Source organism: Moraxella sp. CTOTU48841, from assembly GCF_032061225.1.
GTDB lineage: Bacteria > Pseudomonadota > Gammaproteobacteria > Pseudomonadales > Moraxellaceae > Faucicola > Faucicola cinerea.
The window spans coordinates 104,611-126,185 of the sequence record NZ_DAMBFQ010000001.1 but is presented as its reverse complement, the minus strand read 5'-3'; the positions used below and the strand labels follow the sequence as shown (position 1 = coordinate 126,185).

18 protein-coding genes and 1 pseudogene are annotated in these 21,575 nt (G+C 42.7%); 14 read left to right on the top strand and 5 right to left on the bottom strand.

Going from position 1 to position 21,575, the window contains the following annotated elements; translation table 11 throughout:
• Nucleotides 1-16 precede the first annotated feature (16 nt).
• Nucleotides 17-361, bottom strand: coding sequence for a preprotein translocase subunit YajC (yajC, locus tag RT034_RS00485; RefSeq protein WP_081454568.1), 345 nt, complete (start codon nt 359-361; stop codon nt 17-19).
• Between the two features lie 345 nt (nt 362-706).
• Between yajC and RT034_RS00480 the strand changes: the two genes are divergently transcribed.
• Both RT034_RS00480 and RT034_RS00475 read left to right on the top strand, forming a co-directional pair.
• A complete protein-coding gene (locus tag RT034_RS00480; RefSeq protein ID WP_313012323.1) occupies nt 707-1,216 on the top strand; it encodes a hypothetical protein in 510 nt (169 codons plus the stop codon).
• Between the two features lie 215 nt (nt 1,217-1,431).
• Nucleotides 1,432-4,464, top strand: a complete 3,033-nt coding sequence (locus RT034_RS00475; RefSeq protein ID WP_313012321.1) for a LysM peptidoglycan-binding domain-containing protein — start codon at nt 1,432-1,434, stop codon at nt 4,462-4,464.
• A 161-nt stretch (nt 4,465-4,625) separates the two neighbouring features.
• Here RT034_RS00475 and RT034_RS00470 read toward each other — a convergent pair whose 3' ends face one another.
• Nucleotides 4,626-4,898, bottom strand: coding sequence for an HU family DNA-binding protein (locus RT034_RS00470; protein ID WP_099808014.1), 273 nt, complete (start codon nt 4,896-4,898; stop codon nt 4,626-4,628).
• Between the two features lie 449 nt (nt 4,899-5,347).
• Here RT034_RS00470 and RT034_RS00465 point away from each other — a divergent pair, with 449 nt between their 5' ends.
• From RT034_RS00465 to fdx, 8 genes and pseudogenes are all read left to right on the top strand, one after another.
• Complete coding sequence (locus RT034_RS00465; RefSeq protein ID WP_313012318.1) at nt 5,348-6,010, top strand: hypothetical protein; 663 nt, start codon at nt 5,348-5,350, stop codon at nt 6,008-6,010.
• A 225-nt stretch (nt 6,011-6,235) separates the two neighbouring features.
• A pseudogene (locus tag RT034_RS00460) lies at nt 6,236-6,667 on the top strand (Rrf2 family transcriptional regulator); the annotation flags it as partial.
• Nucleotides 6,668-6,819: 152 nt separating this feature from the next.
• The gene (locus RT034_RS00455; RefSeq protein WP_065252640.1) at nt 6,820-8,037 is read left to right on the top strand and encodes an IscS subfamily cysteine desulfurase; all 1,218 of its coding nucleotides are present in this window, start codon (nt 6,820-6,822) and stop codon (nt 8,035-8,037) included.
• A gap of 101 nt (nt 8,038-8,138) precedes the next feature.
• Entirely contained in the window at nt 8,139-8,522 is a 384-nt protein-coding gene (gene iscU / locus RT034_RS00450) for a Fe-S cluster assembly scaffold IscU (protein WP_050324430.1), read from the top strand.
• 108 nt (nt 8,523-8,630) lie between these two features.
• Entirely contained in the window at nt 8,631-8,951 is a 321-nt protein-coding gene (iscA, locus tag RT034_RS00445) for an iron-sulfur cluster assembly protein IscA (RefSeq protein WP_065252641.1), read from the top strand.
• A gap of 57 nt (nt 8,952-9,008) precedes the next feature.
• Nucleotides 9,009-9,641: a Fe-S protein assembly co-chaperone HscB gene (locus RT034_RS00440; RefSeq protein ID WP_313012314.1), complete on the top strand. Its 633-nt coding sequence runs from the start codon at nt 9,009-9,011 to the stop codon at nt 9,639-9,641.
• 158 nt (nt 9,642-9,799) lie between these two features.
• Nucleotides 9,800-11,752, top strand: a complete 1,953-nt coding sequence (gene hscA / locus RT034_RS00435) for a Fe-S protein assembly chaperone HscA (RefSeq protein WP_313012311.1) — start codon at nt 9,800-9,802, stop codon at nt 11,750-11,752.
• A gap of 39 nt (nt 11,753-11,791) precedes the next feature.
• Nucleotides 11,792-12,130, top strand: coding sequence for an ISC system 2Fe-2S type ferredoxin (gene fdx / locus RT034_RS00430; RefSeq protein WP_036597564.1), 339 nt, complete (start codon nt 11,792-11,794; stop codon nt 12,128-12,130).
• 131 nt (nt 12,131-12,261) lie between these two features.
• Here the strand turns inward: fdx and RT034_RS00425 are convergent, their stop codons facing one another.
• Entirely contained in the window at nt 12,262-14,130 is a 1,869-nt protein-coding gene (locus tag RT034_RS00425; protein WP_313012307.1) for a SurA N-terminal domain-containing protein, read from the bottom strand.
• Between the two features lie 198 nt (nt 14,131-14,328).
• Nucleotides 14,329-16,023 (bottom strand): ATPase, encoded by a 1,695-nt coding sequence (locus tag RT034_RS00420; protein WP_313012304.1) that lies wholly within the window; start codon nt 16,021-16,023, stop codon nt 14,329-14,331.
• 222 nt (nt 16,024-16,245) lie between these two features.
• Between RT034_RS00420 and RT034_RS00415 the strand changes: the two genes are divergently transcribed.
• The 4 genes from RT034_RS00415 to RT034_RS00400 all read left to right on the top strand — a co-directional run bounded on the left by RT034_RS00415 (nt 16,246) and on the right by RT034_RS00400 (nt 20,569).
• Entirely contained in the window at nt 16,246-16,944 is a 699-nt protein-coding gene (locus tag RT034_RS00415) for a DUF8198 family protein (protein WP_313012302.1), read from the top strand.
• Between the two features lie 86 nt (nt 16,945-17,030).
• Nucleotides 17,031-18,062, top strand: coding sequence for a bifunctional demethylmenaquinone methyltransferase/2-methoxy-6-polyprenyl-1,4-benzoquinol methylase UbiE (ubiE, locus tag RT034_RS00410; protein ID WP_313012300.1), 1,032 nt, complete (start codon nt 17,031-17,033; stop codon nt 18,060-18,062).
• Nucleotides 18,063-18,117: 55 nt separating this feature from the next.
• Complete coding sequence (locus RT034_RS00405; RefSeq protein WP_313012299.1) at nt 18,118-18,759, top strand: ubiquinone biosynthesis accessory factor UbiJ; 642 nt, start codon at nt 18,118-18,120, stop codon at nt 18,757-18,759.
• A gap of 145 nt (nt 18,760-18,904) precedes the next feature.
• Nucleotides 18,905-20,569: an ABC1 kinase family protein gene (locus RT034_RS00400; RefSeq protein ID WP_313012297.1), complete on the top strand. Its 1,665-nt coding sequence runs from the start codon at nt 18,905-18,907 to the stop codon at nt 20,567-20,569.
• Nucleotides 20,570-20,573: 4 nt separating this feature from the next.
• Here RT034_RS00400 and RT034_RS00395 read toward each other — a convergent pair whose 3' ends face one another.
• On the bottom strand, nt 20,574-21,533 hold the full coding sequence (locus RT034_RS00395) for an alpha/beta fold hydrolase (RefSeq protein ID WP_313012294.1): 960 nt from the start codon (nt 21,531-21,533) through the stop codon (nt 20,574-20,576).
• Nucleotides 21,534-21,575 lie beyond the last annotated feature (42 nt).

The following is a 21,575-nucleotide window of genomic DNA, read 5'->3' as shown; positions in this document are numbered from 1 at the left end:
TGAGCTGCATCAGCAATTATTTAAGACTATCAATGGTACCCACAGGCAATACCGAAATGATTGAGGCTCGTTGCACCATCACCTCTTGGGTAGTATTTAATGCAACAACCGCATATTCACCTTGAAGCTTTTTGATTTTTCCCATCAAGCCACCGGCAAATACCACTTCATTGCCTTCTTTAATGGCATCAATCATTTGACGATGCTCTTTGTTACGACGGCTTTGTGGTCGGATAATAATGAAGTAAAAAATAGCAAAAAAAGCCAATGGCAATAGCATTTGCATGATGGTGGAAGCACCTGTTCCAGTAGGCGCTGCCGCCGCACCTTCCGCATGGGCAGATTGGATAAATGCTAAAATAGCGGTAAGTAGCATAGTTAAAATACCCTTCAATTGAGATTTAGTCATAAAACAGTGATAAAAACAACCTGTAATGATAACCGATTTAGCCAAATTAATAAATGATTAACCCTTGTTTGCTGAAATAATTCAGCGCTAGGAAGATGAACGGTGAGTAGAAAATCCAGCGATTTTGGATGGTTTTGGATAATAAGGTCAAAAATTTTTATCGGAATTATTCACTATTTTATGCTTGATTATTAACAATGACGTAACAATAAAGTTAATGGTTATGCTATGCTTAGTTGTAACAAATTATTTCTTTTAGGGTCAAACAATTGGTGTTACCAATTGAAGGAAAATCTCATGACTATCACGTTAAATTTTCAACCGATTGATAAAATCCGAAAGCAGGTAAGGTCAAAACTATGGCTAGGTGTAGTCATCGCGACTTCGTTAACCGTCCCAACGCTGGCAAACGCTGAAATCACCCAGCGTGATATCGATAATTACGGTGCGGCGATGGCGGCTGCAGCAAATGCTAAGAGCATTTCGCGCGTTGCAAGCCTAGTGGCTGATGATGCCTTGATATCTGTGTCGCGTAAAGGAAAAACCACGACCTTAAATAAAAGCAATTATCTAAACCTCTTGCAAAACAACTGGTCAAAAGCAACGCGATATGGCTATGATATACAATTAAACAACGTGGTATCTAGCGGTAACCAGGCTAAGGCAGATGCGATAACCACAGAAGTCATCGTCGAAAATAACGTAACGACACGTTTAGTAACAACTTCACGTATTACCTTCGCTGAAAGCGGTAACTCAGTGTTATTGTCCAGGGCGATTAGCCAACTTGTGATTGAAAAGCACTAATTTAGTGGTGTTAAAAAGGGTGGTACAAAAGTTTTGTGCCACTTTTTTTATGGATTCTAGTATAATTTCAGCCAATATTTAATTTCACTGGCTTGAAATCACAGCCGTTTTTTTATTTATAATGTCAAATTTTAGCTTATATTCTTCCATAGTTTTACTCTAGGGGATGGATATATGTCCTACATCTAAATTGCAAAAAAGAGCTAGGAATTATCATGTTGCTTTCGATAAGCCATTCATCAAAAAAAACTATCAAACCGTTAAGTTTAGCTATTTCCTCTATTATTTTGGCAGCCTGTAGCAGTGCGCCAACCACCAGCACCACCAGTCCAGCCGGTAAACCTATGATTGGATCATCCAGTCACAGCAAAAGCACGGTGCGTAGCGCGCAAGAAAATGCCGCCCTACTGGATATGGATAGTTTGGATGAACTTGAAGGGCTTCTTGAAGCCACCGACATGAGCATGGTAGAGAATAACGCTTTGTTGGTTCAGCGCTATGGTAATCTATGGGATAGATTGCGCGTCAATTTTCGTATGAACTCGAATGTGTACGATCCGCGTATTGAAGCGCAAAAAAGTTGGTTTATTAGCCGCCAAGACTATCTAAACCGCTTAACAGCGCGTGCTAGCCGCTATTTATACTACACGGTGCGAGAAGCTGAGCGTCGCAATATTCCAACGGAACTGGCATTATTGCCTGTGATTGAAAGCTCTTATGACCCCAATGCCAACAGTAATGCATCGGCTGCAGGGTTATGGCAGTTTATTCCAAGTACAGGTCGTATTTATGGGTTGAATCAAACCAGCACCTTTGATGGTCGCCGTGATGTGATTGAGTCAACCCGTGCTGCTTATGACTTTTTGACCGCCTTGTATAACCAGTTTGGTAGTTGGGAGTTGGCATTGGCATCGTACAATGCCGGTCCAGGCCGTGTCCAATCTGCGATTAATTACAATGCAGCACGGGGGTTACCCACGGATTATTGGTCGCTCAAATTGCCCACTGAAACGATGAACTATGTTCCTCGATTTTTGGCAGTGGCGCAAATTGTCAAAAATCCGAGTACCTACAATGTGTATTTACCCGCAATTGCGAACCGTCAACATTTTAGAAGTGTCCCTGCCAATGTTGGCGTGAGCTTGTATGAAATTAGTAGTTTGACAGGCGTAAGCTACGATGAACTGCGTGCCCTAAATCCTGCGTTAATTGCAGGTACGGTAGATATGTCAGGCCCAAGCCGTATTCTGATTCCCAATGATCTCAATGAATCAATTGACCGTAAAATCACCCAATTACGGGGTAATGGTTATATGAGTCAGCAAGGTTATTTGGCAAACAATAGTTATGTCACTCCTAAAACTACTACATCTACTTATAACACACCGCCGACAAACTTTGGCAACCAAACTAGAACCACAACCGCAAGTCAAGGTGATTCGCTCACTGCCGCCCAACAAGCCTATAGCAAAAAAGAAAAAGTTACCTTGCCATCCTCTAGCAGCGACTTGGCGGCGATGGCAACTAGTATGGTTAAAAACCAAACCACGACTTATATCGCCCCCATTCCTAGTGCGCCAAGTATCCAAAGCCGTAATACGGTAATCAAAGAACCGCCGATTACCGCCACTGAGCAAAAAATGGTGACCGCTGAAATGCAGTCTAGCAATACACTACCAACGACTTCAGCGATTGTCACTGCCAATAACACCGTTGTGCAAGAGCCGCCTTTGTCCAATCAAGAGCGTAACTTAATTGCTAAAGAAATCGAACAAACCGCACCACAAGTAGAGCAAGCCATTAACCCTGCCGATGGCCATATCAAGCTCAATGCCATTCAGACCCAGCAATCTGTGCTAGAAGCCAAAGGTGAGACCAAAAAACTCACTTACGAAGAACCACCCGTGGTGTTGCCAAAAGAGGTCAAAATTACCCAATCATCGAGTTTAAATGGCAAAGCACCAAGCACGGCGCAAGCAACCACGAGCAAACCTGCCACAGTTAGCAAACCGGCTGCCAAAAAACGTCCGAGCGGCACCCGCAGCACGTATCAAGTCAAAGCTGGCGACAACTTGGCAACTATCGCCAGCCGCATGGGCGTAAATTGGCGAGATATCGCTGAATGGAACCAAATTGATCCAAATGCCGCCTTACTAGCAGGTTCAACACTTTACTTATACAACGCCAAACCTATCGAAAGCAAAGTAGCGGAAGCGCCAAAACGTAAAGCCAATAGCTATATCGTGCAAGCGGGGGATACCTTGACAGGCATCGCCGACAAGTTTGATTTAAATGTCAGTGAGTTAGCAAAATTTAATAATTTGCCTGTAACTTATCAAGTTCGTACCAACCAAAATTTGTGGTTAATTCCAGACAAAATGCCCAAGCCACCAGTGGCACAGCCCGGAGCGCAAAAGCCTGCTCCTACTAGAGCCGAAGTGCAACCGGTATCAAGTCGATATACGGTTCAGACGGGTGATACCTTGTCGGGTATCGCTGATAGATTATCCGTATCGCCCAAAGACATTGCCGATATCAATGGTTTTAACACCAATTATCGTGTGCAAAAAGGGCAAGTCATCATCGTGCCTGTCACAGTTGAAAAGGTCAAATATGCGCTAGCTGGCAAATCGATTAACTACACGGTACGCCCAGGTGATAGCTTAGGTAGCGTCGCCAATAACTTTGATTTAACGGTAGCAGCTTTAGCCAAAGCCAATTATCTAAAACCGACGGCAAATTTAATTCAAGGGCAAAAACTGGTTATTCCTCAAGCAGGATTGGGTACGGTGGCTAGCGTGACAGCGACCCGCGAACCGATGAGCAAGCAGGACTCTGCAAAACCAGAGAGCAAAAAAGAAACAAAAAAAGAGACCAAAACAGCCAAAGATACCCAATCAGAAGATGATAACAAGCCAGCGTCAAAACCAGTAAGCAAATATAGCCGTGGTGATACGCAAAGCTACCAAGTAAAATCTGGTGATAGCCTGACAAACTTGAGTGCAAAATATGGCGTTTCCAAAAGCGAACTTGCCGCCTTAAATAATTTAAAAGGTAATGAGTCGTTATTGATTGGTCAAAACATCAAAATCCCGAAAACCACAACAACCTATAAAGTTAAAGCAGGCGAAGGCTTAATTTCTTTGGCAGGACGCTTTGGCGTCAGCCCTAAAGAACTGGCTAGTCTAAATAACTTGTCACCAACAGCGTCGCTAAAAGTGGGTCAAACCCTTACTGTGCCAAAATAGGTTAACTATAGTTTATAAAATAAAAAACCACTATGTAAAAATAGTGGTTTTTTACTTAAGTTTTTACTCAGTTTTTATACTTAGTAAGGAAATTATAAGACAATAAAAAAGCGTATTTAATTAAAAATACGCTTTTTTAGCTATAAAGAGATAAGGGTTAATTAGTTAACGATATCTTTTAAACTTTTGCCTGCTTTAAAGCTTGGGACTTTGCTTGCTGGGATTTGGATTTCTTCTTTAGTTTGTGGGTTACGGCCAGTACGTGCTTGGCGTTCTTTGACACTAAACGTACCAAAGCCAACGAGCGATACAGTATCATTGGCTTTCATCGCTTCGCCAATCGTTGCGATAAAGGCATTTAATGCTTCAGTTGATTGGGCTTTAGAAAGACCACTTTTTTTAGCAATGCTATCAACTAATTCTGACTTATTCATAAGAATATCCTTCAAATTTTTAGGGATGAAAATAAACGTTATATATACAAAGCACACGCTTGGCAATCAATGAGGCTCAAAGCCTTAAGTATCAAGTGCTGCATAAGTAATTATGATTCGATTATAAGTAAACTCCAACGGCTTCACAAGCAGTTTAAGCATAATTTCTGTGGAATTAAGCATTGATTAACGTGTTTTTGCAAAATATAGTAGTTGGCACACCAAACGATAACATTTTTTTTCAACAAAAATCGCTAAAACTTGTTATATAAAACCATATGGCTAAAATCAATCTAGCCATTATGCTTTTATTAGCAGCCAATATGAATATTGAACGACTAGCATTGTTTTATACCAGACTTACAATAATTAATGTTATTAACAACCTTTTGAAGTTACACTATCGACAAATTACAAAACCCATATTTGATTAATTTTGTGGAAATTTAATGAACGATAATTTTCAAACTTCGACCAATGCCCCAAGCAATATAGCCACGACAGCGCTCAATGTGGTATTAGTGATTATTGAAACCTTGCTGACCCTGTTGCTACGTTTTGACGCAGATCTTCGTAAGACTGTTTATCCTTTAGCCACTACCAATACCGTCGTCCGTATTCATGCTTATGTCCCAAGCGTCACTTTTTATATGACCTTTACGGTTAATGGTATTTTGCTAGACAGCCAATTACAGCCTTCTCAGCAGGTCGATGTGACCATCAATGGCTTTACTTGGCAAATCGCCCAAAATTTATTTACCAACCAGCCTAAAGCCATCGAGCAGCTACAAATTCGCGGCGAAGCACAAAAGATGGGAGAGGTGAAGGCTTTTTTACATCAAATTGGTATCAATCAGTTATTACAAGTCATCACAAAGGCAGTCAAAGGTGATAAAGATAAGCAAAAAACCAAAAAGCCGACCAAAACCGACACTGATTATAAACAACAAGTTGAGGCACTCAATAGCCAAGTCAACGCCGCAGCGGTGCAAAACACCGCACTTGAAGCACAAATTGTAGAATTAAAAAGTAAAAATCAATGGATGAAACGCGCGGCAATCGCATTTTTTGTATTATTCGTTATTTGCGCGATTGGCTGGGCGGTAAAATAACACCCATTCCCCTATATTGCTTTGATGAAAAAATTACTTTAATAAGAAAGTGCTCATCATTGAGTAAATAAATTCGAGAAATAAATAAATCCGAGTGTTTTAGTAAGAATTAATCTTGACTAAAAGACTCGGATTTTCATATAATAGTCCTACCAACCATAAAACGCGTTTTCACAGCTTACGATGCTTTAACAGATTTAAATTTTTAACTTAAGTGGGGCTATTATGCGATTGACAACCCGAGGACGCTATGCAGTGACGGCGCTGCTAGATTTGGCATTGCAAGAGCAAAAACATGAATTGGCTGTGTCATTGTCTGATATCGCAAAACGTCAAGAGATTTCTATTTCTTATCTTGAGCAGTTGTTTTCAAAGCTGCGTAAAAAAGGTTTGGTGGTAAGCACTCGTGGGGCATCAGGTGGTTACCATATTGCCAAACCCATCAATGAAATCTCAATTATGAGTATTATTTCAGCAGTGGATGAGTCGGTTGATGCCAGAGCTTGCGAAGGTAAGGGCAACTGTCAAGATGGCGCCATGTGTTTAACCCATGATTTATGGAATGGCTTGTCAGAGCAAATTGAAAATTATCTGTCCACCGTGACATTAGATACGCTCATTAATCGTCAAATTATCCGTGAGATTTCTGAGCGTCAAATTTTAATGGTTGAAGATATGCAGGATAAAAATCAGTCTGCGGTAAACCCAATTACAGATGCACCCGTATCGCAACGATCAAAGAAAATCAGCAATAAAGTTAGTAACAACAGCAAAACCTTACAACAAAATTCCGGGGAGAATTTGTTAGCATGAATAAATTAGTCTATTTAGATTATGCCGCGACCACACCAATTGATGAGCAAGTCGCCCAAAAGATGATGAAATACATGACCTTTGATGGCGTGTTTGGTAATCCTGCCTCGCGTTCGCACGGGTTTGGTTGGCAAGCGGAAGAAGCGGTTGAAACCGCACGCGAGCAAATTGCAGAATTAATCAACGCCGATCCACGTGAAATTGTATTTACTTCAGGGGCCACTGAGTCAGACAATTTAGCGATTAAAGGGGTGGCACAGTTTTATAGTGGTAAAGGCAAACACATCATTACTAGTAAAATTGAACATAAAGCCGTGCTAGACGTCTGCCGTGAATTAGAAACAGAAGGTTTTGAAATCACTTATCTAGACCCACAGCCAAAGACAGGTCTGATTACAGTTGATCAAGTCAAAGAGGCTATTCGTGAAGATACCATTTTAGTGACCCTGATGATGGTTAATAACGAACTTGGCACGTTAACAGATGTCGCGGCGATTGGTGAAATCACACGTGAAAAAGGTATTATTTTTCATGTCGATGCGGCACAGGCAGCCGGTAAAACCCCGATTGATTTGGAACAATTAAAAGTTGATTTGATGAGTTTTTCTGGGCATAAAATTTATGGTCCTAAAGGTATTGGTGCCTTATATGTTCGCCGTAAACCGCGTGTGCGTCTAAAATCACAAATGCAAGGTGGTGGTCATGAGCGTGGTATGCGTTCAGGTACTTTGGCAACGCATCAGATTGTAGGAATGGGTGAAGCCTTTGCCATTGCGGGCAAACGTATGGCAGAAGATGAAGCCAGACTGACAAAACTGCGTCAACGTCTATGGGATGGGTTAAAAGAGCTTGATGAGGTTTATCTTAATGGTGACATCAATCACAGCATTCCAAATATCGTCAATATCAGCTTTAACTTTGTAGAAGGCGAATCGTTGATGATGTCATTGAAAGATTTTGCCGTTTCATCGGGTTCTGCTTGTACATCAGCGACGCTTGAGCCTTCCTATGTATTACGTGCGATTGGATTATCAGATGAGCTTGCTCACAGTTCAATTCGTTTTAGTTTGGGACGTTATACCACCGAAGAAGATGTTGACCATGCGGTTGCTGAGATGCGAACCGCGGTTGAAAAATTACGCGCTTTATCACCGCTTTGGGATATGTATAAAGAAGGCGTTGATTTAAATAGTGTGGAATGGAATGAACATTAATTTGAATTAAAAATTAATTTCCATTAAAAATTTATTCAATTGAATTAATAAGTAAAGATTAGTCAGTTACGTTTGACGTAACCAGCCAAAAGGAAAATGAAATGGCCTACAGTGATAAAGTGCTTGACCATTATGAGAATCCACGAAATGTGGGAAACTTAGATAAAGATGCCAAAAATGTCGGTACCGGTATGGTCGGTGCCCCAGCGTGTGGTGATGTGATGCGCCTGCAAATCCAAGTGGGTGATAACGGTATCATTGAAGATGCGCGCTTTAAAACCTATGGTTGTGGTTCAGCCATTGCATCAAGCTCATTAGTGACAGAGTGGCTTAAAGGCAAAACCCTGGATGAAGCTAGCGCAATTAAAAACAAAGATATCGCAGAGGAGCTAGCCTTGCCACCGGTTAAAGTGCACTGCTCAGTGTTGGCAGAAGACGCAATTAAAGCAGCGATTGAAGATTATAAATCTAAAGCCAATGCTTGATTGATTGTACGATTCTAAAAGTCTTATTGACTCATCCTCAATAAGACTTTGGCTCAGTTACTTAAAGTGAGTCGCTTAAAGATTGAAATTAGTAGATGGGGTAGTAAAGTGATTGAATTATCAAACGATGCAGCTCAACATGTACGCGATTTTTTACAAAACCGTGGTCATGGCGAAGGTATCCGTGTGGGTATCCGTACCGCAGGTTGTTCCGGCTTAGCGTATGTACTGGAATTTGTTGATGAGCCAGACCCTAACGACCAACGTTTTGAAAGCAACGGGGTTAGTGTATTTGTCGATCCAAAAAGCTTGGTTTATCTTAATGGTTTGAAAATGGATTTTGTCAAAGAAGGTCTCAACGAAGGCTTTAAATTTAGTAATCCAAACCAAAAAGGTGAGTGTGGCTGTGGTGAATCTTTCACTGTTTAATTTTTAATAATTTTTTTGTTCTTTATTATAGTCAGGGTTGGGTAGGGGAAATTGAAAATGGTTAATTATTTTGAGTTGATGAATTTACCCCAACACTATCAAATTGATATAGCCAAGCTTCAGCAGACCCTTCGTCAACTTCAATCTAAGTTCCATCCTGATAATAATCTTGATGCGTCTGTATCTGAGCAAAACCTTTTACCACCTGCTAACACTGATGGTTTTTTGCGTGAATCAGTCGCCAAATTATCCGCACTAAAGCCTGAGCAAGCGTCTGCTATTATTAACGAAGCCTACAATACGCTTAAAAACCCTGATTCTCGCGCGTCACATTTATTGGCACTCAAAGGCATTTCACAATCTATTAACCAGCCGATTCGTGATTTGGACTTTTTAGACGATGCCATGTCATTTCGTATCGATTTAGACGATGCTGATAGCCAAAGTATTACCTTGCTTAGCAAAAAACTTACCGAATGGCTAAATAATTATCAACTTGCTTTTGACGAAGTTTATCAAAAAATTGATAACTCAGATGCAGCTGAGGCTAATGATGATGCCTTAACCAAGCAAGCGATAGATATCATTCAAAAACTGCAGTTTTTGGTTAAACTGCAAGTAGATGTGGCAAAAACCACCGATGAATTAGCCAAGCAGAATTTTGATAATGATGACGATCTGTATGTGTAAATCATGATTAAAGGGTAAGTTGTCATAGCGTTGGTTAATTTATTTGGTTTATCATATTTTTAATTTATAATACCATCCGTTTTGACTTTCTATAAAGATATAACCTAAGCTGGTTTTATCTTCAAATTATTTTTTCTATTTGTTAATTGGTCCAATTTATGTCGTTATTACAAATCGCTGAACCCAATCAAAGTGCCAAGCCCCATGCGCATCGTTTTGCTTTAGGAATTGATTTAGGAACCACGCGTTCAATTGTAGCGGTAGTCCGTTCAGGTGAGCCACAAGTGATTGGCGATAAAGTTAGTGAGTGTCAATCTAGTGACAATAACGCCAATGACGACAGTCAAATTGCTAATCAGGTAAAAGGTATCGATTGCCAAAAGCTTTTACCATCAGTAGTATATTTTGGCTTAGATGACAATGGCAATCCAGAAACTTTGGTAGGTAGTCAAGCGGAAGCAATGGCAGAGCAAGCGCCAAGCTATACTGTACGCTCGGTCAAAAGGTTTATGGGTCGAAGCATCAAGGATATTAAGTTCAATCATCCTTACGAATTAGTCGGTGATGTCGACGTCATGCCAAGTATCCAAACCCCACAAGGTGCCAAAAATCCTGTTGAAGTATCAAGTATCTTGTTAAAACATCTGTATGATCGGGCAAAATTGGCGTTACCTGACAATAGTATTGTGGGTGCGGTGATTACGGTGCCGGCTTATTTTGATGAAGCACAGCGCCAAGCCACCAAAGATGCGGCTAAATTGGCAGGCATTCATGTGATTCGCTTATTAAACGAGCCGACGGCTGCCGCGATGGCGTATGGGCTGAACCAAACACAAAACGAAGCTTATCATCTCATTTATGATTTGGGCGGCGGCACGTTTGATGTATCGGTGTTAAAGCTCAATCACGGTGTGTATGAAGTGCTCGCAACGGGTGGCAATAGCGCACTGGGTGGCGACGATATTGATCGCTTGATCGCTAATTGGCTCATTCAACAAACAGGCTTGCATCCATCAAGCATTGATAACCATCAAAAACAACTGCTAAACGTACAGGCTCGCACGCTCAAAGAGCAGTTGTCAAAAGCAGACCAAGTGACTGCCGAGCTTTCAATGAGCGGTCAAACTTTTGATATTGTGTTAACCCAAAGCAATCTTCGTCAAATCATCCAGCCTGTGACTGACCGTACATTAGCGGTGTGTGCGCAAGTGCTACGTGATGCTGGACTTGAGACGTCTCAGCTTGATGAAGTGGTATTGGTAGGTGGTTCGACACGAATGCCATTGATTCAGCAAATCGTAGCAGAAACGTTTAACCAATCGCCACTGTCACGCATCAATCCAGATGAAGTCGTCGCGTTAGGCGCAGCCAAATATGCTGACCAATTAATCGGACAACAGCAAAATACGGTGTTGTTGCTTGATGTCACGCCTTTATCCTTGGGGCTTGAGACCATGGGCGGTCTCACTGAAGTGATTATTCCGCGTAACACGCCAATTCCTGTGACGCGTAAACAGGTATTCACAACCTATCAAGATAACCAAAATGGTATGATTATCCATGTGGTACAAGGTGAACGCGATACGGTGGCTGACAATCGCTCGTTAGGGCAGTTTAAACTGACTGACATTCCAGCGATGAAAGCAGGATTGGCGCGTATCGAAGTCACTTTTCAAATTGATGCCAATGGTCAGTTAACCGTCTGGGCTAAAGAGTTGACAACGGGCAAAGCAAGCCAAATTCAAGTCAAACCGTCTTATGGATTGTCAGAAGATGAGCAGGAAAAATTGCTCAAAGCAGGTTTTGATTTTGCCATGCAAGATCGACTGCAGCGCAGCTTGATTGAAAGTCAAGTAGAAGCAAAACGAGAATTATTGGCGCTAGCATCCGCGCTTGCAGAATTTGGCTTTTTATTAACCGATGAGCAGAAAAATACGCTGCAAACCTCGATGGCTGATGTTCAACAGGCGATTGATGGTGCTGAACAAGCCCAGCTAGAAACAGCGAGCGCGCAGCTAAAAGTTCATAGTGATGATTTTGCTGCACTTATCATGAACCAAGCGGTCAATGAAACCATGAAAGGCACTTCAACCGCGGATTGGTCAAATTAATTTTGAATACATAAGACTATTAATCGTTAAGAGATTGCTATGCCAAAAATTACTGTATTACCGCATCACCAAATTTGCCCTACTGGCGCAGAGATTGAACTCAATGAGGGCGATAATCTATGCCGTGGTTTGCTAGAAAAAGGCGTGAAAATTGAGCATGCTTGTGATATGTCAAAAGCTTGTACTACTTGCCATGTTATCGTGCGAAAAGGCTTTAATAGTTTAGAGGAAATGGATGATATCGAAGCTGATTTGCTAGATCGCGCTTGGGGGCTAGAGCCAGATTCAAGACTGTCTTGCCAAGTTATCATCGAAGATCAAGATTTGACCATTGAAATTCCAAAATATACCATCAATCACGCCTCTGAAAATCATTAATACCAACCAATAAAAAAAGGCTTACTAATTATCGTTAGTAAGCCTTTTTTTATGGCGCTACGTATCGCTAAACACTCGTTATTGCTAGAACAAGGCGCTGATTCATTCAGCGCATATATATTCACAGCATATTATGGCGCAGCAGTCTGCGGTTTAACCGTGACTTGAGTGATGGATTTTAGGTATGCTAAATAATCCTCAAACTGAGACTGACCGATATTTTCGCGCACGATTTGGGCAGTTTGTTGTTTGACTTGCGGTGTGATTTGCGCGTTATCATTGCTGATAACACCACCAACAATCACGCTCGCACCCGATACAGTAGGCCGCGTCATGACCGCTAGTTGATTGTTCAGAGCAGGTTGACTAAATGCCACACCACGCTCGTCATCGGTCAGTTTGCTATCTTGACGAGTCACAATCCCTAAATCTTGGAATGGGGCACCCGCCGCCACGATTGAATTGGCTTGTTTGACTTTGGCAGCGATGGCGTTGGCCTCTGCCACGGCTAAACTTTTTGCTTTATCTTCAATAAGTTTGGCTTTGATAACCGGCTCGGCTTCGGCTTGTGTCATGAGTTTGCTGGTGCGGTGATTGGTCGATTGTAACCATACCACTTTATCAGAGACATCTATGCCTACTGATACACTGCCTTCTTGCAGCGCGAGTGGCTCAAATGCCGCCGCTACAATGGCAGGTTGATTGAGAGCAGACGAGTTATTGGTTTTAGGGTAGTTTTTAATCGCTTTGGCGGTTAATTTATAGCGATTGGCAAGCTCGGTGATAGTAGCACCAGCGACTGCGTCATTGTTGATTTTACCAATCAAATCTTGATAGGCGGCTTCACGCTTTTGCACCATAATTTGTTCGGTTAACACAGGCGTCAAGCTTTCAATGGTTGGTGGGGTTTGACCATTGATTTTTACCAATTTGAATAAATGATAGCCATAGTTGGTTTTGATGGGGCTCGTGACTTGACCGACTTTTAGAGTCTTGATTTGGGTCATGATGGTGTCATAATCATTGGGGAACATCGATTGGGTAATCGGACCGATATTGCCGCCATCGTTTTTGCTACCTTCATCTTGCGAGTACTGTTTGGCAAGTGCCGCAAAATCCGCTTGGTTGGCATCAAGTTTACTTTTTAATGAGGTTAAGGTGGCTTGTGCTTGAGCGCCATTCATCAAAATCATTGCCAATTCGTATTCGGTCTGGTTGTTGCTATTTTTCAAATAGCTTTGATACTGTTGTTGTAATTCCTGAGCTGTTGGGGCAGCAACAGGCAGGGCATTTTTATTGAGTTCTAAATAAGTTAAATCCACCATGTCACTAGATTTAAGTGTCGCTTGGTTTTTTTGATAATAACTTGCAATCTCTTGCGGCGTCACTTGCACCTGCGGCGCAAAGCTGTGCCAGTCTAAGCGTAGCACTTGCACAGGGCGCGACTCAGACTGCATTGACATCAGTTTATCAATACTCCCTTGCGCAAAAATCCCTGTATTAATGATACCGCGGCTAAAGGCAGTCACTAACAAGTCTTGACGAACCGAATCAAATAATTGTTCTTTGGTCATGCCGCGACTGGTTAAATAGCTAGCAAACAACTCGTTAGAAAATTTTCCGCTGGCGTCTTGAAAGGTTTTTTCTGCCATCAACATTTGGGTGATAGTGGCGTCCGATACAGTAAAACCAAGCTGGTTGGCTTGGTTGATAATCAAATAACGGTCAATCAAATTGTGCAGCATCTGCTCACGTAATTTATCGCTATTAAGTAGGCTTGCATCGCCGTTCACTTGCTCAAGCAACGTTTCGCGGCGATTGTTAATCATGGTTTGCAAGGTAGCATTATCGATATTTAACTCTGCAACTTTGGCAACAGCATTGGGGTCATCTCCGCTACGGACAATTGACTCAAACCCCGTGATGGCTAAAGGAAGTAAAAAAAGAACGAGCAAGGCTTTGCCCATCCAACCTTTCAAAAAATTGCGTAAAGATTCCATATTGCTCACTTGCAGTTTAGATGGATTTATTAAGGATAACTAATCAGGCTAAATAATCAAATCAAACACGATATTATAGGGGAACTGTCCACCAAAATCATTATCTTTCATCAAGTTGGGTAGACAGTTTTGGGATATAGCAAAATAGTAAAGTAAAAAGGCAGACTGTGAACAGTTTATAAATTTTTAGATAACGCGTTATAAATTATTAGATAGCTCGGAAATAATAGCGTCAAGGATTTTGAGCCTCGCGGTATATTTATCATCGGTAGCAATCACATACCATGGGCGTTTTTTATGGTGGGTTAAATGAATCATGTCGGAAGCGGCTTGCACGTACTCATGCCATTTGGCACGGTTACGCCAATCATCATCGGTAATTTTAAACTGTTTATTGGGCGTCTCTTCACGCGCTTTAAACCGTTTAAGTTCTTCATCTTCACTGATAGCGAGCCAAAACTTGACCACAATGGCGTTGCTCTGTACCAAGTCGTTTTCAAAGCGATTGATTTCGTCATAAGCACGTTGCCAGTCTGCCTCTTTTGCAAAGCCTTCAATACGCTCAACGAGTACCCGACCATACCAACTACGGTCAAAAATGGTCACTCGGCTATTATGCAGGCGTTGTTTGAGTAAGGCGACGCATTTATTGCGTTTGAATTTTTGCGATAAATACGCTATATCCACATCTGCCATTTCATCATGGGGCAGGCGCGTCCAAAAACGCCACAGATAGGCGTGTTTTAATTCATCTTCGGTCGGTGCAGAGATAGCGTGGATGGTAAATTCACGCGGGTCGAGTGGGGCAATGATGCGGCGTATTGCACCGCCTTTGCCTGCGGCATCCATCCCTTCAAAGACAAAGATGATATGGCGCTGACCTCGCTCACGAATCAGTTCAGCGAGTATATGTTGTTTGCTATGCAGTTGTTCTTTATAGTCTGCCTTTGCTAATGTTTGGTTATCGACGCTAACCAACTCACCAATCAGAGGGGTGGGTTTAAAAGGATTTTTGTCCGTTTTAGGGTTAGCTGATTTGTCGGCTTTTGCTGGGTTGTCTTGGGCATCATCGGCTGCAGATAGTTGGTTCATGGTTTGCAGCGCTGCTAATACAACATTCGCAAATTGGATGTTTGAGGCATCAATATCCTGTCCATCTATGTGGTGCCAGCTTGATTGTAACCCCATCAGTTTGCTGCTAAAGCGTTTGAAACGTTTCACATCTTTTTTTCGAAACCAATCTAAATGATACAACTGCTCAGGGTCAGGCTCTTCATCGGTCAAGCGTTTTTTTAGGGTTTTGTTATCAACTGAAAACCAGCATTTGACGATATCGGTGTTGTTATTGACCAAATCTTGTTCAAACGCCTCAATGTCTTCAATCATTTGCTGTAAGCGCTGTTCATCTATATCATCGCCGCAGTCAAACACATAACGAATCAAGTCAGCGTACCAGTTGCCAAAATACACCGCAATTTCACCCTTTCTAGGCAGTTGCCATGTGTGACGTTGCCAAATAGGTTGGTAGCGGCTGGGATGCTGTCCCATGGTGGCGTGAACCTTGATATAGCGTGCGTCCATCCATTCGGTTAGCGCTTTAACCGCTTCGCCTTTGCCCGAATTTTCCATGCCATTCACCAAGATTAGTAGCCCGCGCGAGTTTTTGCCAGCCCGTTGCTCGCGTAAGGTGGTTTGCTCGGTAATCAAGTCAAAACTTAATTGTGCCTCAAGGGTTGCAGGTGGCGTTTTGTGAGCTTTATCGGTTTTGGTAGATTTAACAGATTTGGCAGCGTGATTGGTGGGTGCTGACGCGGCTGTATTGTTATTATCCAAGTTGCTATTTAAGTTGTTATCTAAGCTATTGTTTAAACTGTTGCTATTTTGCGTTGGCATACGACCTTCTTAGGGAAATACCCGAAATTTTGCTAATGACCGCTTCATTTTTTTAAAAGATAGCAGTTATCCTACTCTTGAACAATTTACGATTTGTATTTTTGGTAGATTTACATTAAGGTAATGCGGCACAAAACTTCATTTTACTGTGGGTTTATACAATGGATAAACTGCAGTTTCTCTGTTTTGAATTTAAAAATTTTGCAAAAAAATCGAGGCCCTATGAGCAGCTTAAGCCAATTAGAACAAGATTTAAAACAATTCCGCGCCCTTCCATACCACAGCGATACCCAGTTAGCGCAAAAACTCAGTGAAGTACAAGCCTGGCAACGCAGTCGTATTCATAAAACCCACCAAGCCTTATTTGCCAGCGCCAACAACCAAGCCATGGGGGAATTTTTAATTGACCAACTGTATGGGGGCGAAAAATTCAACGTGCTCGCTGAACAGCTAGAGCGCATGGTACAAAAGGCTGAAAAACTAGAAAAATTCATCCCTGCCAATGCCGTGAGCACAGGGGCAGCCGGTATTATCGAAGCGATTAACGCCATTAAGCTTGATCTGCAGCTTGCCCAGTATTTACAAGAGAATCATTTATCCGTGGATGAGCCATCCATGATTAAAGCCTATCAATCCGTCAATGCAGAGTCGGCAAGACGCCAGCAGATTGCTGACCTCAAACAAATGTGCTATCGCACGGATAAATATCTTAAATCATTTATCTTACAAAAAGCATTTTCACTTGCCAAAGGCACAGCGTACAAAAAAGGTTTTCAGCCGTTATATGACTTTATCGCCGAAGGCTTTGCTGCCATCAAACCGATTAAAAGTATTGGCGCCTTTATCGAGCCATTTTGTGAAAAAGAGTTGCAAATCATTACCAATGTGCATGCTGGCAAAGAACATCCCTTTGATGTTTAGTGATAAAATAGAAAAAAATTTTGCAGTACCTTTGCGCTTTTAACTTTGCCAATTTGTGATTGGCGATGACCTCACTAGGAAACCACATGAACGACAATAACCATAATTCAATCCAAGACAGCTTGGTTAAAGACAGCCTCCAAGCCAATGACAAACTCAATAGCCAAGTACAACAGTCACTGACAGCTGACACCACCATCAACCGTCAATTTACTGGCACAGCTGATTTGCCAGAATCCGTGCCGCAAGGTCAGCAGCTCACTCGCCCTGCATCCGCTACCCCAAATGACGCTATCCCCAATGAGTCGTCAGCGCAATCAACTAGCGGTTTTGATAAATCAGCTATCTACAATCCGCACACCGAAGCCACTGATGGTAATGAAGAAACCCATTTTGGCTACAAAACCGTCAAAAAAGCTGAAAAACAAGAAAAAGTAGCAGAAGTGTTTACCTCTGTTGCCAAAAAATACGACATCATGAATGATTTAATGTCATTCGGTATTCATCGTCTGTGGAAACGCTATGCCATCAGCCTAACGGGCGTGCGTGCAGGTCAACGGGTACTAGATATCGCAGGGGGCACAGGTGACTTGGCAAAAGCATTTAGTAAAGAGGTGGGTCGCACAGGTCATGTGGTATTGTCCGATATCAATGAAGCGATGCTAGAGGCCGGTCGTGAGCGTCTGCTCAATGCAGGCTGTAGTAACGTCGACTTTGTACTAGCCAATGCTGAGACGCTGGCGCCATTTGACGATGAAAGTTTTGATTTGGTGACAATTAGCTTCGGGCTACGCAACGTCACCGACAAAGACGCGGCACTGCGCTCGATGTATCGGGTGCTCAAAAAAGGTGGTCGCTTGCTAATTTTAGAATTTTCAAAACCTGTGTTTGAGCCATTTGGTAAAGTGTATGATTTGTATTCATTTACCGCATTGCCACTCATGGGTAAATTGGTGGCGAATGATAGCGAAAGCTATCAGTATTTGGCAGAGTCTATCCGTATGCACCCAGACCAACGCACCCTAAAAGGCATGATGGAAGACGCAGGTTTTGTCAATTGTGACTATAACAACTTAACAGGCGGTATCGTGGCGGTACATCGTGGGTTTAAAAAGTAACTGATGGCGAAAAATATAATAGCTCACTGAAATTTATATACTAAAAGAGAATCAGATGTTTACTGTATTGCTACTCGCAGGCATTGAAAAATTGGTTAATTTAGCGATTGCCACTGACTCCATCACCCAAGCAGGGTTACAACCATTATCGGGTAAAGTTTTGCGCCTAGTGATGGCAGAGCCAGCCATTGAATTTGATACGATTTTTAATGATGACCACATTCGCTTTGAACCTGTGACGGTTGATGTTTTTGAACCTAAAGGTAGCGCTGTGGTAAGCAAACCTGATTGTGTTGTCAAAGTGGACAATCCTGTGCATTTGCTCAATTTGATGGGTGAACCACAAGGCAATCTGCCGATTGAGGGCGATTATAAAGTGCTGATGCAAGTCAAACAGTTAGTCGCCGGGTTTGACCCTGATATCATTGATAAACTGCAACCGCTGATTGGTCTGCCGATGGCAAGTCAACTGTCTAATCTGTTAGCCAACCTAAAAGGCACAATTGCTGCACCTGCCAAAGAGATGTTTGCCGATATTGCCAATATCAGAGAGTGGAAAACCAACGATGCAAGTATTGATGCCAATGCAGGCAATGAGTTAAAACAACAGCTGCTAAAACTGCGGGCGGATATTGAACGTGAACAAGCCAGACTCGATGCCATCAAGCAACAGCAAGCGGCTTTATTAGAAAAGTAGATTACAAGCGTAGATTTATTGCAAAATTCGCTTTTGCACAATCAAAATGACGGGTTAAATCCCCGTCTTTTTTTTAACCATTAAAAAATTGCTTATATCATGCTAGAATTCCCACCATTGATAAGCTTTCTAACGAGTTGCCAACGTGTTACTAAATCATCGCAAACGTCTTTTACAACTGTGGCGCATTGCCGCTCATTATCGTGTTGATACGCATCTACCTATTGAAGATACGCCGCAGCTTGAGCCCATTGCCAAGCTTATCCGTATGCACCCTGCCAGTTATTTTCAAAAACCTAATCCAGACGGGGTTAGGCTAGCACTTGAGGAGATGGGCACGCTGTTTTTAAAATTAGGGCAGCTGCTTTCCACCCGTCGTGATTTGGTCACCCCTGAGATTATTGAGCAGTTGGTGCATTTGCAAGACAGGGTGAAACCCTTTAGTGTCGATACGGTTATCGAGCAAATTGAACAATCGACAAAAAAAGGCGGTTTGGGGCAACCTATCAACCAGCTATTTGCTAGATTTGATGGCACACCGTTAGCGGCGGCATCCATCGCCCAAGTACACACCGCACGCCTGCATGATGGGCGTGAAGTGGTGGTTAAAGTAGTTCGCCCAACCATCCGCGAACAGATTATTGAAGATTTTGAATTATTGCGCGATTTGGCAGGGTGGGCGTCAGCACGGATTGAAGCGGCGCGTGCCGTACATATTATCGATATCGTTGAAGATTATCGGCAAGTCTTGCTCAATGAGCTTGATTTAACCCTTGAAGCTGCCAATACCACCCAAATGCGTAACAACTTTTTGGGTTCATCGATGATGTATGTGCCTGAAGTTTATCAAGCCAGCAAAAACATCATGGTGATGGAACGCATTGTTGGGGTGCCGATTTCGCAAACCCAAGTATTTGATGCGCTTGGATATGATAGGGCGGCACTTGCGGCAAAAGGATTAACGATTTTTTTCACGCAAGTGTTTCGGGATAATTTCTTTCATGCCGATATGCACCCTGGCAATGTGTTTGTTGAAACGCTGCCCGCCGATACCCCAAATCCCAATCCCCGCTACATCGCCCTTGATTGCTCAATCGTGGGCGAGCTGTCTAAAGCTGACCAAATGATTGTGGCAAGGCTTTTGCTATCGGTAATGAACAATAACTTTACCGGTCTGGTGGATATCATCGCGCGGGCAGGCTGGATTCCACCCAATACCGATAAGTACGCCCTCATGCGCGATATGCGCCGCACCGTGTCACCGATGATTAGTAAGCCAATCAACGACATTGATTTTGCAGGCGTGCTCATGTCGGTGCTCGATATTGCGCGTCGCTATCATTTGGATATACCGCCGCAATTAATGCTACTGCTTAAAACGCTAGTGCATGTGGAAGGTTTAGGACGGGATTTATACCCTGAGCTTGATATTTGGTCGCTCGCCAAACCGATTTTGACAGGCTGGGTGAAGCAGCAATTTGACCCGATGCAAAAAATTGGCGAGCTACGCAAGCAATTACCTGAATTGTTACTGAGTCTCAATGACATGCCACAATTGCTGGATAACAGTTTGCAAAGTCTGTCAAATCTGGGTGGTCATCAAGATCAGCAGCTGCGTGAAATACAGCAAATTCGCTCAGATATGCTCAAAAGTCGTCAGCAGGATTGGCTGGCGATACTTGGGTTTGTGGGGTCGTTGTTTATCGCGCAAATGATTGCCAGTCATGCCATTTGGCAGGTGAGTAGCTGGCTTGCACCGATTTTTTATGTGATTGCAGTGCTGTTTGTATTGTGGCGGCTATTAAATTAGCGACTTAAGCATGCTTCATATAATGATCGGCTAGTAGTTTGACAATCGCAGGGATAAAGGGTTTTGCCAAATCATGTCCCATGTCTTTAATCAAATGGAACTCACTGTGCGCAATCGCTTTGGCAATCGCCCGACCATGCGCCGATGGCACCAGCCCATCTTTTTCCCCATGAATGATAATGGTTGGCTGTTTGATTTTTTGGTCGAATTTAACAATAGAGCCCGTGGCTAATATTGCTTGCAGCTGCTGGAGTGCGCCACGTGGGTGATAACTACGTTCAAACCGCAAACGAATGAGCCTTTCTACTTCTTGCTCGTCCACATGATTGGGCGAGCCGATACGCTGCATACACCGCACGCCGTATGCGACCACGTCATCAATTTGGGTGGTTTTGGGATGTGACAGTAGGGTTTGCAGCTGCTTGGGCTTGGTGGGTGGTAAAAATGGCTTGTTGTTACTGGTAAACATGAGACCCAGTGTCGACACGCGTTTTGGGTATTTGGCAGCCAAAATTTGCGCAATCATCCCGCCCATGGATGCCCCCACCACATACACATTGTTGAGCGCTAATTTATCAAGCAAGCGGCGGGTATCTTCCACCATGTCAAATAAGTTGTACGCCACAGGAAAATGACGGTTCGTCAAACCCACTTGCATACGCAGCATCATTTTGACATTGTTGACGGGAAAACGGGGGAAGGGTCGGGCGATTTTTGAGGATAGCCCGATATCACGATTGTCAAAACGAATCACAAAAAAGCCTGCATCAATCAAGCCTTTGACAAAACTATCGGGCCAAAACACTAACTGCGAGCCTAAGCCCATAATCAGTAGCAAGGGCGGATGATCAGGATTGCCACCAACTTCAACACACAGTTGTAATTCATCACCAATATCAATGATGGCACTTTGCATAAAGTCCGTAATCACTGAGGGTTCAAAATTAAATTTGGCTAAATCCATAATTTATTCCAAAAATATCAATCTGCTAGTGGGGTGTTGAAT

Coding starts and splice junctions, on each gene's coding strand:
- RT034_RS00465 (WP_313012318.1), top strand. CDS start 5,348: ATGAACGATAATTTTCAAACTTCGACCAATGCCCCAAGCAATATAGCC.
- RT034_RS00470 (WP_099808014.1), bottom strand. CDS start 4,898: ATGAATAAGTCAGAATTAGTTGATAGCATTGCTAAAAAAAGTGGTCTT.
- RT034_RS00455 (WP_065252640.1), top strand. CDS start 6,820: ATGAATAAATTAGTCTATTTAGATTATGCCGCGACCACACCAATTGAT.
- RT034_RS00475 (WP_313012321.1), top strand. CDS start 1,432: ATGTTGCTTTCGATAAGCCATTCATCAAAAAAAACTATCAAACCGTTA.
- iscU (WP_050324430.1), top strand. CDS start 8,139: ATGGCCTACAGTGATAAAGTGCTTGACCATTATGAGAATCCACGAAAT.
- fdx (WP_036597564.1), top strand. CDS start 11,792: ATGCCAAAAATTACTGTATTACCGCATCACCAAATTTGCCCTACTGGC.
- RT034_RS00480 (WP_313012323.1), top strand. CDS start 707: ATGACTATCACGTTAAATTTTCAACCGATTGATAAAATCCGAAAGCAG.
- RT034_RS00415 (WP_313012302.1), top strand. CDS start 16,246: ATGAGCAGCTTAAGCCAATTAGAACAAGATTTAAAACAATTCCGCGCC.
- RT034_RS00425 (WP_313012307.1), bottom strand. CDS start 14,130: ATGGAATCTTTACGCAATTTTTTGAAAGGTTGGATGGGCAAAGCCTTG.
- RT034_RS00405 (WP_313012299.1), top strand. CDS start 18,118: ATGTTTACTGTATTGCTACTCGCAGGCATTGAAAAATTGGTTAATTTA.
- RT034_RS00395 (WP_313012294.1), bottom strand. CDS start 21,533: ATGGATTTAGCCAAATTTAATTTTGAACCCTCAGTGATTACGGACTTT.
- hscA (WP_313012311.1), top strand. CDS start 9,800: ATGTCGTTATTACAAATCGCTGAACCCAATCAAAGTGCCAAGCCCCAT.
- RT034_RS00440 (WP_313012314.1), top strand. CDS start 9,009: ATGGTTAATTATTTTGAGTTGATGAATTTACCCCAACACTATCAAATT.
- ubiE (WP_313012300.1), top strand. CDS start 17,031: ATGAACGACAATAACCATAATTCAATCCAAGACAGCTTGGTTAAAGAC.
- RT034_RS00420 (WP_313012304.1), bottom strand. CDS start 16,023: ATGCCAACGCAAAATAGCAACAGTTTAAACAATAGCTTAGATAACAAC.